The sequence below is a fragment of the Thalassotalea sp. LPB0316 genome (assembly GCF_014898095.1).
In the GTDB taxonomy this organism is placed as follows: Bacteria; Pseudomonadota; Gammaproteobacteria; order Enterobacterales; family Alteromonadaceae; genus Thalassotalea_G.
In genome coordinates this window covers 1,883,060-1,896,520 of sequence record NZ_CP062946.1, presented here as the reverse complement: position 1 = coordinate 1,896,520, position 13,461 = coordinate 1,883,060, and the positions used below count along the sequence as shown (strand labels likewise).

Genomic DNA, 13,461 nt, shown 5'->3' with positions numbered 1-13,461 from the left:
TGGCTATAATAGCGCCCAATACAAGATTACAGAAAGATTTGCGACAGGACTTCCTATGACTCAAGATGAAATGAAAAAAGCCGCGGCGCTCAAAGCACTGGAATTTATCAAGCCTGATACAATTGTTGGTGTTGGCACTGGCTCGACTGTTAACCACTTTATCGATGCACTAGCGACGATTAAACATCAAATTGTTGGTGCAGTTTCAAGCTCTGATGCGTCGACTAAGCGCCTAGAAGCGCACGGTATCGAGGTATTTGATTTAAACTCAGTTGATAGCCTTGATGTATATGTTGACGGCGCCGATGAAATTACCGAGCATTTTGCAATGATCAAAGGCGGTGGTGCGGCATTAACGCGTGAAAAAATTGTCGCAGCGGTGGCGAAAGAGTTTATTTGTATCGCTGACAGTTCGAAACAAGTTGGCGTATTAGGTGACTTCCCGCTCCCTGTCGAAGTGATCCCTATGGCGCGAAGCTATGTTGCCCGAGAGTTAGTAAAACTAGGTGGTGATCCGGTCTATCGAGAAGGGGTTATTACTGATAACGGCAATGTAATTTTAGATGTTCACAATTTAAAGATCCTCAACCCGAAACAACTTGAAATTGATATTAACGCCATTGTTGGCGTGGTAACTAATGGTTTATTCGCCTGCCGTGGTGCAGACGTATTGATATTAGGTACGCCAGAAGGCGCAAAGGTTATTAGCTAGTTCCTAAATAACTTAAGCAATAGATACCCGCCTCGACAGTTGCTCCTAGATTGTTTTACTTCCCTGCATTCATACAGGTATTCGCTGGTAATAATATTTTAGTCATACCCGAGCAATCGGGTATTTTTGTGTCCTAAAAAGTGAGTCGTACCCGAGTAGTCGGGTATCTTTGTATCCAAAAAAGTGAGTCATACCCGAGTAGTCGGGTATCTTTGTGCGCTGATAAGTGAGTCATACCCGAGTAGTCGGGTATCTTTGTGCCCTAAAAAGTGAGTCATACCCGAGTAGTCGGGTATCTTTGTGCGCTGATAAGTGAGTCATACCCGAGTAGTCGGGTATCTTTGTGCGCTGATAAATGAGTCATACCCGAGTAGTCGGGTATCTTTGTGCCCTAAAAAGTGAGTCATACCCGAGTAGTCGGGTATCTTTGTGCGCTGATAAGTGAGTCATACCCGAGTAGTCGGGTATCTTTGTGCGCTGATAAATGAGTCATACCCGAGTAGTCGGGTATCTTTGTGCGCTGATAAGTGAGTCATACCCGAGTAGTCGGGTATCTTTGTGCTGTAAAAGAGGAGATTACCGCCTACGCGGTAATGACGGTAAGGTCTGGAGATTGCCGCCTCGATAATTGCTCCTGCATTATTCTACTTACCTATAGCCATATAGGTATACGCGTTAATGACGGTAGAATCCATACCTACCTCCCGTCATTGCGGCGAAGGCCGCAATCTTGTAGTAACTAGTAATTCTCAATTGTTTAAATTTCGACTATAACTCTGCACTAGGTTTATTTTTTACAATCGTGTAAAAAAACAACTTTAGAGTTTTAACACTATATGCTAAGTTAGCATTCTAGCCATCCAAACAAGAAGTTAGTCAAAACATGAGCAAAGTATCACTGGCAAAAGAAAAAATTAAAATCTTATTGCTTGAAGGCGTTCATCAAAGCGCAGTAGAAGAGTTAAAGTCAAAAGGCTATACCAATATTGAGTATTTAAAAACCTCTTTGAGTGAGCAAGATTTGATCAAAAAAATCAAAGATGTTCACTTTATTGGTATCCGCTCTCGTACTCAATTAACTGAGCGTGTGCTAGCACATGCATCGAAGCTCGTTGCCATAGGCTGTTTTTGTATTGGAACTAACCAAGTCGAATTACCTGCCGCACAAGTTCTAGGTATTCCAGTATTTAATGCACCGTTTTCAAATACCCGTTCAGTTGCTGAACTAGTTTTAGGTGAAATCTTATTATTGTTACGTGGTATTCCTGAAAAAAACGCTCAGGCACACAGAGGCGTCTGGAACAAATCAGCAGCTGGCAGTGTAGAAGCTCGTGGTAAAACCCTTGGTATTATTGGCTACGGCCATATTGGGACTCAACTAGGAATTCTAGCTGAAACCATCGGTATGAAAATTCGCTTTTACGATATCGAAACAAAGCTACCACTAGGTAACGCTAGCCAAGCAGATAGCTTGAGCCAACTTTTCAAAGAAGCCGATGTTATCAGCCTGCATGTACCTGAAACTGCTCAAACACAAAACATGATTGGCGTTGCTGAATTTGATGCAATGAAAGACGGCGCCATATTTATTAATGCATCTCGCGGCACGGTAGTAGATATCGATGCTTTAGCAGGTGCATTAGAGAGTAAGAAAGTTGGTGGTGCTGCCATTGACGTATTCCCTGTAGAGCCTAAGAGTAATGATGAAGAGTTCACGTCACCACTTCGCGCCTTTGACAATGTGATTTTGACACCACACATTGGCGGCTCTACTAAAGAAGCACAAGAAAATATCGGCCTGGAAGTCGCTAGTAAAATGGCCAAATACTCAGATAACGGCTCTACGTTATCTGCAGTAAACTTCCCTGAAGTATCTTTACCGGAACACGCTGGCACAAGCCGCCTGTTACACATCCACGCCAACAGACCAGGTATTATTACGCAAATCAATACCATCTTTGCTGAGAATGATGTCAACATTGCTGCTCAGTATCTACAAACAGACGATAAAATTGGTTATGTTGTTATTGATGTAGAAACCGAAAACAGTGAAAAAGCACTGGCTAAGTTAAAACAAATCGACGGCACTATTCGCGCTCGTATTTTGCACTAGTTACCGCCTGAGTAAGCCCGGTGTTATACCCGAGAGGTCGGGTATCTTTCCTATTTGTGAGTCATACCCGAGCAATCGGGTATCTTTAAGCCTTTAGTGCCTTGTTTTTGAGATTACCGCCTCCGCGGTAATAACGGGAAATTAAACACGTCATTCCCGTATATGGACTCCCGGATAATTACAACCTATTTTTTGCAATGTTAAGTAGGAAAGGTGCGTCCGTATATTCGGGCTCTATTTGAGTAGCGAACTCTGGCCCCTGATGTATTCGCACCTCCATGCCTCATCGAGGTGACGGTATTTTATACCGAGGGAATGAGCAGGCTCTTGGAGGTCGGTCTTACCTATTTTTTAATCGCATTAAATAAAGATGTAATTTCCTATAACTTAATTGATGGGTTGTCTAATTTAGTGGTGTAGCTCAGCTGGTTTTTGATATTGACTATCATGGCTTAACATCGCCCAAGCGGTTCGAACCGTTTTGTTGGCTAATGCTACCGCCGCTTTTTTAAGACTACCTTTTGCTATCAACTGTTTAATCCATATTTCTTTGTTGTTTTTAGGTTGCCGTTTATCCACGACTTTCACATAAGCCAAAGCACCTTGGATTAACGTTGAGCGTAGCCGTTTGTTACCACACTTTTTACCTATGGTACCGAGTACAATATTTCCTCCGGTACTATATTGCTTCGGTGTAAGGCCTATACAAGCCGAGGCTTCTCGCCCATTTTTAAAACTACTACCTTGATTTCCAAGGGCAATATAAAGGCCAAGCGCATTAACCGGCCCGACACCTTCTAGTGCCATTAGAGACTGGCATTGCGCTTGCTGTTTAATCAGTAAGCCTAGTTGTTTTTCAATGTGTTGCTCTTGCGCTTCGATAACTAAATACAGTTGATACATATTGCTTATTTGCTCTCGAAAAGCAAAAGGCAGCTCGTTTTCTCCATCCTCGAGTATTTCAGGAATGCGCTTTTTAAATGCCGAAATACCTTTGGGGATGGTGATGCCAAATTCAGATATTAACGCCCTAAGCATATTACTCATTGCTGTTAACTGGTCACTCAGATGTTGACGCATTCTTTCTATCGACTGTAAACCTTGTTGCTCAACGGTTTTGATGGCTACAGACTTTACTCTCGGTTGTTTTGAAGCTACGCCTATTGCCAAGGCGTCGTTCTTATCGGTTTTATGGCCCTGGCGAAAGGGGGTAACGGATTTGGTCGGGATGATTTTTGCCTTGTGACCGTGTTGCTCTGCAAATCTAGCCCAGTAATGTGAAGAGCCACAGGCTTCCATGACAACGGTCGCTGGTTTCTGCTTAATTAACCAATTAGTTAATGATGCCCTAGTAAAACTTCTATCTGTGAGCACTTTGTTTTTATCTGTTATAACACAGGCATGAAAAGAAGACTTTGCTAAATCGATGGCAATAACGTTATTATTCATTTGTATGGACTCCAAGGTAAAAGTTTAGGCACTTATTACGTTACTCCCCCAGAGGGAGGGAGTCCATACATCGAGAAGTCGGGTATCTTTATGCGTTTAGCGCCTTGCTTTTGAGATTACCGCCTCCGCGGTAATGACGGGAAATTAAACACGTCATACCCGAGAAGTCGGGTATCTTTATGCGTTTAGCGCCTTGCTTTTGAGATTACCGCCTCCGCGGTAATGACGGGAAATTAAACACGTCATACCCGAGAAGTCGGGTATTTTTAAGCGTTTAGTGCCTTGTTTTGAGATTACCGCCTCCGCGGTAATGACGGGAAATTAAACACGTCATACCCGAGAAGTCGGGTATCTTTAAGCGTTTAGTGCCTTGTTTTGAGATTACCGCCTCCGCGGTAATGACGGTGAAGGGTCAGATATTACCGCCTCGATAATTGCTCCCTGCATGATTCTACTTAGCTACATCCATGTAGGTATTCGCGGTAATGACGTAAACTCTGGAAACGACGGCTTTTGATTTTCCAATAGGTATATTACCAGTTTACGTTAAAGATAAGCTGCATTACCGCAAATGCCATTAGCCCGGCAATCATATCATCGAGCATAATGCCAAGGCCGCTGTGAAGCTTTTTATCAACTGCAGAGATAGGCCAAGGTTTTAAGACATCAAAGAATCTAAACAGTAAAAAGCCAACAATAATCGTAGTAGCATTAATCGGCATCATAATCATGGTGATCATGTAACCCACGATCTCATCCCAAACGATTGCTGGGTGATCTTTAACACCTACTGCTTTAGCTGCATAACCACAAATATGAACGCCAAATAGTGCCATCACCGATAGTACAGCTAAATATTGTGACAAAGGTAAATCGGCAATTAAGATAAATATAGGAATAGCCGCGAGCGTACCGAACGTACCAGGCGCTTTAGGCGCTAAGCCAGTGCCAAACCCCAAAGCGAGGAATTGTACGGGATCACTTATTTTGAACTTACCTGACATAACATTCCCTCAAATTAACTAAAATGCTCGAAGCCAGCCGATTTAATATCTATCGCTTGCTCATTGATTGTTGTTGTTACTTTATTAGTGTGATTAGTTTGGCCAATACAGCTAAAAGGGATACCAAGTTGCTGCAAGGCAGTTTCCATCCCGCCCTTGTTTGCTTCAGCGACAACAAATAGCAGTTCATAATCATCACCGCCATTAAGCGCAAGATTAGCGGCTTCATCGCCCATAGTTGCTAGCATCCCTTTGGATAAAGGTATGTTTTCTAAAACGATATTTGCACCAACATTTGATTGTTCGCAGATATGGGTTAAATCAGCAAGTAAACCATCAGAAATATCAATGGCCGCTGAGGCGTAAAGTCTAATTGTTTGACCTGCTAACACACGAGGTTTTGGGTACTCTAAGCGTTCTAAAATACTTTCTCTAAAAGCTGGTTCAATGACGACTTCACCCTTTATATGCTTAAGTGCTAATGCGGCATCACCAATTTGACCTGTTACATATATCCACTGCCCAGGCGCTGCTCCACTTCTTTTTAACGCATTGCCTTCTGGGCATAGCCCTTGTGCTGTTACTGTAATACTCAATGGTCCTTGGGTGGTATCCCCGCCGATAAGTTGCACGTTGAAATATTCACATAACTCAAACACGCCTTGACAGAACTCTTCAACCCAAGCTTGGTCAATTGTCGGCAAGGTGATAGCAATCGAAACCCAACTAGGCTCTGCGCCCATCGCAGCAAGATCAGATAAATTTACTGCTATCGCTTTATGGCCAATAGCACGAGGAGAAGTATTTTCAGGGAAGTGAACGCCACTAACAAGGGTGTCTGTGGTTATCGCAATTTCTTGATTTTGAGGTGGCAGGATAAGCGCACAATCGTCGCCTATCCCTAGTGTCACCTCTTTGCGTTTGACTACTTGCTCGGTAAAGTAGCGTTTGATTAATTCAAACTCTTTCATTGGAGTCGCTTAATCTTGTGGACGAATTAATTTAACCGCTTTATCAAGTACGCCATTGATAAATTTGTGGCTGTCATCTGCGCCAAATGCTTTACCAAGTTCAATTGCTTCGTTAATAACAACTTTGTAAGGCACTTCCTGATTGTGGCTTAATTCAAACATTGCCATGCGTAAAATCGCCTTTTCGACTTGATCAATATCGTCTAGAGGGCGATCAACATGCGGCTCAATCGCTAGGTCGAGCTCTGCCACAGAAGCGGTTACGCCGCGAAATAGCGTTTGAAAATATTCTATATCGAAGCGGCGCTTCGCATTCTCAGTTAAAAAGTGTGCTTCAATATCAGCGACATTGTTGCCGCTGATTTGCCATGAATAAATTGCCTGTGTAGCAAATTCACGAGCTTTTCTTCTTGCAGATGGTTTCACAAAAAATTCCTGATTATAGTTGGTCTAATACATTAACCATTTCTAAGGCACTAAGTGCAGCTTCACCGCCTTTATTGCCTGCTTTCGTGCCTGCACGCTCAATTGCTTGTTCGATAGAGTCTGTTGTGATCACACCAAAAGCAACGGGTGTTGTGTATTCCATAGCTACTTGCGCTAAGCCTTTGTTACATTCGCCAGCAACAAAATCAAAGTGAGGTGTACCACCGCGAATAACAGCACCAATGGCAATAATTGCATCGTACTCGCCTTTTTGTGCGATGCGTTTAGCCGCTACAGGTAATTCATATGCACCTGGAACACGAATTACCGTGATGTCGTCTTCAGATACGTTACCATGGCGTTTTAATGCATCAACTGCGCCTTCTAATAAGCTTTCTACGATAAAGCTGTTAAAGCGAGAAACTACGATTGCAAACTTTTTGCCAGTGGCAACAAATGAACCTTCAATGACTTTCATGTGTAAAATACCTATAAAAAAAATTGCCGCAATTCTACCAAAGAGTTGTGATTTTCGATACACGTTTATCAAAATAAAACGCAAGTAATACCATAGTTAATAATCATTTAATTCAATAACTGCGGTTAAAAGTTAATATTAGTCGTTTTTTTCGGTATGATATGAAAAAAGTTTTAAGGTTGGAATGTGGTAACGTTGTAAGGATCAAACTCAACACGTCAACAACTACCTCCTTTAAACTGTGTACCTTTAACCTTGATACAATTTTATTCATGACCATCTATTTCTCAACTGCACAAATTGAAAAACTACAGCCTTATACCTTAGCAGAGCGACGCATGATTATTGAAATGGCTAATAACAAACTGCAAGCCCCAGAAAAGCTGGTTATTAACCTCTTAAAATTACTTATCTTAATTCCTCCGTTTATCGCCCTCGCCCGTATCGATAGTTGGTGGTTACTACTACCGGTATTCGCGTTATTAATAGGTTACTTTTTCATTATGCGCCCCGTTTCTTTCTGGTTTATTGATAAGCACTTAGATGGAGCGATCAAGCAATTTGAAAGACAAAGCGCGTTGAATAAAGAAGCATAATCGAACTGTTAATAGGTCAGAGATTGCCGCCTCGATAATTGCTCCTGCATTATTCTACTTACCTACATCCATGTAGGCATACGCGATAATGACTGTAAATTGAACGCGTCATACCCGAGAAGTCGGGTATCTTTTTTAAGGTTACGTTATACCAACACAGAGATTACCGCCTTCGCGGCAATGACGGTGAAGGGTCAGAGATTGCCGCCTCGATAATTGCTCCTGCATTATTTTACTTACCTACATCCATGTAGGCATACGCGGTAATGACTGTAAATTGAACGCGTCATACCCGAGCAGTCGGGTATCTCTAGGAAGTATCTACAGAATATCTAGATATAAATCACGCCAATCAGGATTAACACTAGATATTAGGTTATCTTTCCATTCCCTATTCCACTTTTTTAACTGCTTCTATGAATGACGCTCAATGGCATTATAATTGGGGTAGCTTTAACTAAATTTGACCCCGTTAGATATTAAATAACAACGTAATTTAGCTAAAAAAAACGCCGCTTTAAAAGCGGCGTTTTAATATACCATTAACCAGCGATTAGAATACGTTGGCTGGCTCAGTCAGCGTTTTACGCGTAATTTTTGCTTTCGCTCGTAACGATTCAACATAAGCGATATACGATGCTTGTGATAAGCTCGCGCCTTGTTGTTCAATCATATTGTCTAATGCTGGGCTAACTAGGCCTTCATAAACACCTGTAACCTCAACAACCGCTACTTGACCATTGCGCAATGCTACTGTGTCAGCAGAAACTTTACCTTCAACAGGATGAGGTAAAGTAAAGGCTAAACGAGAAATCGCGCTATCAACATCAGCGCTAAAGCGTGTGATAGCCTCTTTTTCAATAAAGCTTGCGCCTAATGCCGTTGCTTGCTCAGTAACATCTTCACCTGATTTGTAACTTGCTAAAATTGCAGCTACAGCTTCTTCTGCTTTTTCAGAGGCTTTTTGAGCAACAAGTTGTGCTTTGATCGTTTCAGAAACCTCAGCTAACGGGCGAGTTTTAGCTTCTTGGTACTCGTTCAAACGAACAACCATAGCTAAGTTTTCGTTTACTTCGATAATGTCTGAGTTTAAATTCTCTTTTAACACGATATCTGAGAACATCGCGTCAATAACACTCGCTTCATTGAAAGGAGGCTGTTGATTATTACGACCTAACCAGTCAGACGTTTTCACTTGTGCGTTTACCGCACCCGCCGCATCTTCTAGAGAATCAGGAAATTCAAAGCTCAAGCGCGCAAGTTCTTGTTGAAGCTCATAGAACTTGTTTTGTGCTTCGCTTTCACTTACTTGCGCCATCAACTCTTCTTTAACATCGTCAAAGGCTTGTGTTTCAGCCGCTTTTAATTCGGTTAATTTGATTAAGTGATAACCAAACTCTGACTCAACCACATCAGTCACGTCATTAACATTTTCAAGTGCTAGTGCAGCTTCTTCAAACGCTTCATCCATTACACCTAACTCAAGGTACTCAAGATCACCGCCATTTTCACCACTGAAGGTGTCAGCTGAAAACTCTTTTGCTAACTCAGCAAAGTCATCACCACCGGCAATACGGTTTGCTAACGTGCGAATTTCTTGTTCGGCAGCACCTTTGTCATCACCAAATTCAATTAAGATATGTGAAATACGGCGTTGCTCGTCTTTTGTGAAGCTAGCGATGTTTTCATCGTAGTAAGCTTTAGCGTCTGCTTCCGTCACTTCGATTTCGCGTGCGATATCGAAAACGTCAAGTAGCACGTAATCTACTTTAACTTTTTCTTGTGTTTGGAAGCGATCTTCGTTGTCTTGATAGAACGCAGTAATCTCTTCATCAGTAACTTCTACTTGCGACTTAAACTGCTCGGTATCAACAATCGCGTATTTAATGTCACGTGTTTGGTTGCGAAGCTTTTCTTGTTGCTCGGCTTGGTATGGCAAGCCAAACTCACCAGAGACCAATGCCATACCTAATTGACGACGGGCCATTTCTACGCGCAAATAATCGCGAAAGTCACTTGATTGGTAGAAACCGCTTTGGTTGATAACGGCTAAATATCGGTTGTTATCAAACTGACCGTCGACTTGGAATTCGGTCATATTACGGATAGTTTCTTTGAGCTTTTCATCTGAAATACGAATCGCCAAATCACGTGCAGCTTGATCTAATAACTTTTCATTAATTAAGTTATCTAAAACGCCGTTTCTCAGGTTAGCAAGGTAGGCTGGATTTGATGCCAAGGTATCAAACATATCACCAAATTGTTGTGCCATTCTGTTGCGTTGAGCTTGATAGGCTTGCTCAAATTCTTGTAGCGAAATCTTTTCACCGTTAACTTCTGCTACCGAAGTATCTACGTTATTGGTGTAACTACCAATACCGGCAATAGCAAAGGTTAAGATAATGAAGCCAAGGATAATCTTCGCTGTCATTCCTTGAGCGTTTTCTCTAATTCTTTCTAACATCTTATTCTCTTTAACACGATTACGTATTTTACCCTATTTGTTTGTTAATAGGTTTTCCTTACGCGCGATTCTACCAGAAATAGACTCGTTGATGATAGTTATCAAATCGTAAAATGGCAGATTTGATAACAAAAAAACCACCCTAAGGTGGCTTTTTACAAAACTACTTAAACTGTGATTAGTTACAAGCGTCTTTTAATGCTTTACCTGCTTTGAAAGATGGGATCTTTGCAGCAGCGATTTCGATTGTGGCACCAGTTTGTGGGTTACGGCCAGTGCGTGCAGCACGGTCACGTACAGAGAATGTACCAAAACCAACTAACGCAACTTGCTCACCAGCTTTTAATTCTTCAGTTACAGCTTCGATGAATGAATCTAATGCGCGACCAGCAGCAGCTTTAGAAATATCAGCACCAGCAGCAATTTTCTCGATTAGTTGAGACTTATTCACAGTGTCTTCCCCTTCATTTGTTATTATTCAGCGCTATCATTTATTATTTGTTAGCGTTCCTTGGAAACATTTTTATATCAAGCTTCTTTTAGAACATCAAGCGCTGTTGTTAAGAAAAATAAATTAAGATAATTATTCTTATCTTTACTAGAAGCCCTATTTATATTGAGCTCTAGCGCTTTAGTCGTACTTAACTTACCACAGTTTCAGCGTTTGAAAAGCAAAAAATTCACTTTTTTGCGAATTTTTTGCTTTTTTTTGATATTTTTCCGCTAAAAGCCGGTTTTACTTGGTAATTGACCATTTTTCAAACGGATGTTCGAGGGCGATTTGTAGTACTTCATCAATCCACTTGACCGGATGAATCGCTAAATCTGCTTTCACATTATCAGGGATTTCGGCTAAATCACGTTCGTTGTCTTTTGGAATAACGACAGTTTTAATACCACCTCGATGGGCCGCTAGTAGTTTTTCTTTTAAACCACCAATAGCCAATACTTCACCTCTTAAGGTAATTTCACCTGTCATTGCCACATCAGCTTTGACCGGGTTACCCGTTAAGCTCGATACTAGCGCTGTACACATCCCAATACCGGCACTTGGGCCGTCTTTTGGTGTCGCGCCTTCTGGCACGTGTACATGAATATCGCGTTTTTCATGAAAATCATCATTAATACGCAATTTTTCCGTGCGACTGCGAACAACAGTCATCGCTGCTTGTATTGACTCTTGCATCACATCACCGAGTGAGCCGGTATAAGTTAACTTGCCTTTGCCTGGCACTGATGCTGTTTCAATGGTGAGCAATTCACCACCGACTTGCGTCCAAGCAAGGCCAGTAACTAAACCAACGCGATTTTCATCATCAGCTTTACCGTAGTCATGGCGCTGAACACCTAAGTATTCTGATAAGTTATCTTGGTTGATCACGACTTTCTTGAGATCTTTATCGAGTAAAATCGCTTTCACGGCTTTGCGGCACAGTTTAGAAATTTCACGCTCTAAACCACGAACACCAGCTTCACGTGTGTAGTAACGAATAATACCGATAATGGCGCTATCGTCGATTTCTATCTCATGCTCTTTTAAGCCATTGCGACCAATTTGCTTGGTCACTAAATGTTGCTTAGCGATGTTTAGCTTTTCATCTTCGGTATAGCCCGATAAGCGGATCACTTCCATACGGTCTAATAACGGTCCAGGAATATCCATTGAGTTTGACGTAGCAACGAACATCACATCTGATAAATCGTAATCGACTTCTAAGTAGTGATCGTTAAAGCTAGTATTTTGCTCAGGGTCGAGTACTTCAAGTAATGCCGATGCTGGATCACCACGCATATCTGACGACATTTTGTCGATTTCATCTAATAGGAATAATGGGTTTTTAACACCCACTTTCGCCATTTTCTGAATCAGCTTACCCGGCAATGAGCCGATATAAGTACGGCGATGACCGCGAATTTCAGCTTCATCACGCACGCCACCAAGTGCCATACGGACGTACTTACGACCGGTTGATTTAGCTATTGACTGACCAAGAGAGGTTTTACCCACACCAGGAGGCCCAACTAAACAAAGGATCGGCCCTTTTAATTGGCTTACTCGTTGTTGTACTGCGAGGTATTCAATAATGCGCTCTTTGACTTTGTCTAAGCCGTAGTGATCTTTGTTCAGTACTTCTTCGGCTAATTTCAAGTTTTTCTTTAACTTGCTGCGTTTTTTCCACGGTACACTCGTCATCCAATCGATGTATGAGCGAACAACCGTTGCTTCAGCCGACATTGGCGACATCATTTTTAATTTTTGCAACTCAGCCAAGGTCTTTTCTTTAGCCTCAGCAGGCATTTTAGCGTCTTCAATCTTTTTGGTGATTTGCTCAGCTTCATCTGGCACTTCATCCATTTCACCCAATTCTTTTTGAATGGCTTTCATTTGCTCATTCAAATAGTATTCGCGTTGGCTTTTTTCCATTTGCTTTTTAACACGGCCACGGATTTTCTTCTCGACCTGAAGTAGGTCAATCTCGCCTTCCATTTGTGCCATTAAAAACTCTAAACGCTCAGTAATATCGTTTATCTCGAGTACTTTTTGCTTATCAACAAGCTTTAATGGCATATGAGCAGCCATAGTATCAGCAAGTTGCTCCGCATCATCGATGCCCGATACTGAGGTTAATACCTCTGGCGGGATTTTTTTGTTGAGTTTAACGTAGCCTTCAAATTGAGAAATCGCAGAGCGCACCAAGACTTCTTCACTGTCTTGATCAGCTGGCAGTGATGATAAGTACTCAATACTAGCGATAAATTGCGGATCGGTTTCAACAAACTCTTTAATATTTGCCCGCTGGACACCTTCAACAAGTACTTTAACTGTACCGTCGGGTAGTTTGAGCATTTGTAAGATGGTAGCAACGGTACCTGTTTGATAAACATCTTCAGCCGTTGGATCATCAACCGCAGCATCTTTTTGGGCGACTAAAAATATTTGTTTGTCTTGCTCCATGGCGATGTCTAAACAACGGATAGACTTTTCACGACCAACAAATAATGGAATAACCATTTGCGGATAAACTACGACATCTCTTAAGGCAAGAACCGGGATCTCAACAACACCAGATAGCGTTTTGCTCATAGGTACTCTCTTCATGAATTCGAATCAATGGGACATGCGAACAACTTCAAATGAGCTGTTGTCATTATGTATTTAAAAAGTATATGGGGATAATAGTTTAGGATTCAACAAAGGGATCAAAAAAAGAGCTTAATCGGCTCTTTTTTAAACAACTGATTGAGAT

General features: G+C 41.7%; 11 protein-coding genes. 3 read left to right on the top strand and 8 right to left on the bottom strand.

What is annotated here, in order from left to right:
- Positions 1-55: 55 nt before the first annotated feature.
- Both rpiA and serA read left to right on the top strand, forming a co-directional pair.
- Positions 56-712, top strand: a complete 657-nt coding sequence (gene rpiA / locus LP316_RS08445; RefSeq protein ID WP_193020572.1) for a ribose-5-phosphate isomerase RpiA — start codon at positions 56-58, stop codon at positions 710-712.
- 883 nt (positions 713-1,595) lie between these two features.
- Positions 1,596-2,825: a phosphoglycerate dehydrogenase gene (serA, locus tag LP316_RS08440; RefSeq protein WP_193020571.1), complete on the top strand. Its 1,230-nt coding sequence runs from the start codon at positions 1,596-1,598 to the stop codon at positions 2,823-2,825.
- 408 nt (positions 2,826-3,233) lie between these two features.
- On the opposite strand, the gene LP316_RS08435 is transcribed toward serA, so the two are convergent.
- The 5 genes from LP316_RS08435 to ribE all read right to left on the bottom strand — a co-directional run bounded on the left by LP316_RS08435 (position 3,234) and on the right by ribE (position 7,153).
- Complete coding sequence (locus LP316_RS08435; RefSeq protein WP_193020570.1) at positions 3,234-4,274, bottom strand: IS110 family transposase; 1,041 nt, start codon at positions 4,272-4,274, stop codon at positions 3,234-3,236.
- A gap of 533 nt (positions 4,275-4,807) precedes the next feature.
- The gene (locus LP316_RS08430) at positions 4,808-5,278 is read right to left on the bottom strand and encodes a phosphatidylglycerophosphatase A (protein WP_193020569.1); all 471 of its coding nucleotides are present in this window, start codon (positions 5,276-5,278) and stop codon (positions 4,808-4,810) included.
- 14 nt (positions 5,279-5,292) lie between these two features.
- Positions 5,293-6,249 carry a thiamine-phosphate kinase gene (thiL, locus tag LP316_RS08425; RefSeq protein ID WP_193020568.1) on the bottom strand — a complete coding sequence of 319 codons (957 nt, stop codon included), beginning with the start codon at positions 6,247-6,249 and terminating at the stop codon, positions 5,293-5,295.
- Positions 6,250-6,258: 9 nt separating this feature from the next.
- Positions 6,259-6,675, bottom strand: a complete 417-nt coding sequence (nusB, locus tag LP316_RS08420) for a transcription antitermination factor NusB (protein ID WP_193020567.1) — start codon at positions 6,673-6,675, stop codon at positions 6,259-6,261.
- 13 nt (positions 6,676-6,688) lie between these two features.
- The gene (ribE, locus tag LP316_RS08415; protein WP_193020566.1) at positions 6,689-7,153 is read right to left on the bottom strand and encodes a 6,7-dimethyl-8-ribityllumazine synthase; all 465 of its coding nucleotides are present in this window, start codon (positions 7,151-7,153) and stop codon (positions 6,689-6,691) included.
- A gap of 161 nt (positions 7,154-7,314) precedes the next feature.
- On the opposite strand from ribE, the gene LP316_RS08410 reads away from it, so the two are divergent.
- Entirely contained in the window at positions 7,315-7,749 is a 435-nt protein-coding gene (locus LP316_RS08410) for a DUF6170 family protein (protein WP_193020565.1), read from the top strand.
- A gap of 553 nt (positions 7,750-8,302) precedes the next feature.
- On the opposite strand, the gene LP316_RS08405 is transcribed toward LP316_RS08410, so the two are convergent.
- The 3 genes from LP316_RS08405 to lon form a co-directional block, all read right to left on the bottom strand.
- On the bottom strand, positions 8,303-10,213 hold the full coding sequence (locus LP316_RS08405; protein WP_193020564.1) for a SurA N-terminal domain-containing protein: 1,911 nt from the start codon (positions 10,211-10,213) through the stop codon (positions 8,303-8,305).
- A 178-nt stretch (positions 10,214-10,391) separates the two neighbouring features.
- The gene (gene hupB, locus LP316_RS08400; RefSeq protein WP_193020563.1) at positions 10,392-10,664 is read right to left on the bottom strand and encodes a nucleoid-associated protein HU-beta; all 273 of its coding nucleotides are present in this window, start codon (positions 10,662-10,664) and stop codon (positions 10,392-10,394) included.
- A gap of 285 nt (positions 10,665-10,949) precedes the next feature.
- Positions 10,950-13,298: an endopeptidase La gene (lon, locus tag LP316_RS08395; RefSeq protein ID WP_193020562.1), complete on the bottom strand. Its 2,349-nt coding sequence runs from the start codon at positions 13,296-13,298 to the stop codon at positions 10,950-10,952.
- Positions 13,299-13,461 lie beyond the last annotated feature (163 nt).

Bases quoted from the DNA above. Each gene is read 5' to 3' on its own strand.
- ribE (WP_193020566.1), bottom strand. From the start codon at position 7,153: ATGAAAGTCATTGAAGGTTCATTTGTTGCCACTGGCAAAAAGTTTGCA.
- LP316_RS08405 (WP_193020564.1), bottom strand. From the start codon at position 10,213: ATGTTAGAAAGAATTAGAGAAAACGCTCAAGGAATGACAGCGAAGATT.
- LP316_RS08410 (WP_193020565.1), top strand. From the start codon at position 7,315: ATGAAAAAAGTTTTAAGGTTGGAATGTGGTAACGTTGTAAGGATCAAA.
- rpiA (WP_193020572.1), top strand. From the start codon at position 56: ATGACTCAAGATGAAATGAAAAAAGCCGCGGCGCTCAAAGCACTGGAA.
- LP316_RS08435 (WP_193020570.1), bottom strand. From the start codon at position 4,274: ATGAATAATAACGTTATTGCCATCGATTTAGCAAAGTCTTCTTTTCAT.
- lon (WP_193020562.1), bottom strand. From the start codon at position 13,298: ATGAGCAAAACGCTATCTGGTGTTGTTGAGATCCCGGTTCTTGCCTTA.
- thiL (WP_193020568.1), bottom strand. From the start codon at position 6,249: ATGAAAGAGTTTGAATTAATCAAACGCTACTTTACCGAGCAAGTAGTC.
- LP316_RS08430 (WP_193020569.1), bottom strand. From the start codon at position 5,278: ATGTCAGGTAAGTTCAAAATAAGTGATCCCGTACAATTCCTCGCTTTG.
- serA (WP_193020571.1), top strand. From the start codon at position 1,596: ATGAGCAAAGTATCACTGGCAAAAGAAAAAATTAAAATCTTATTGCTT.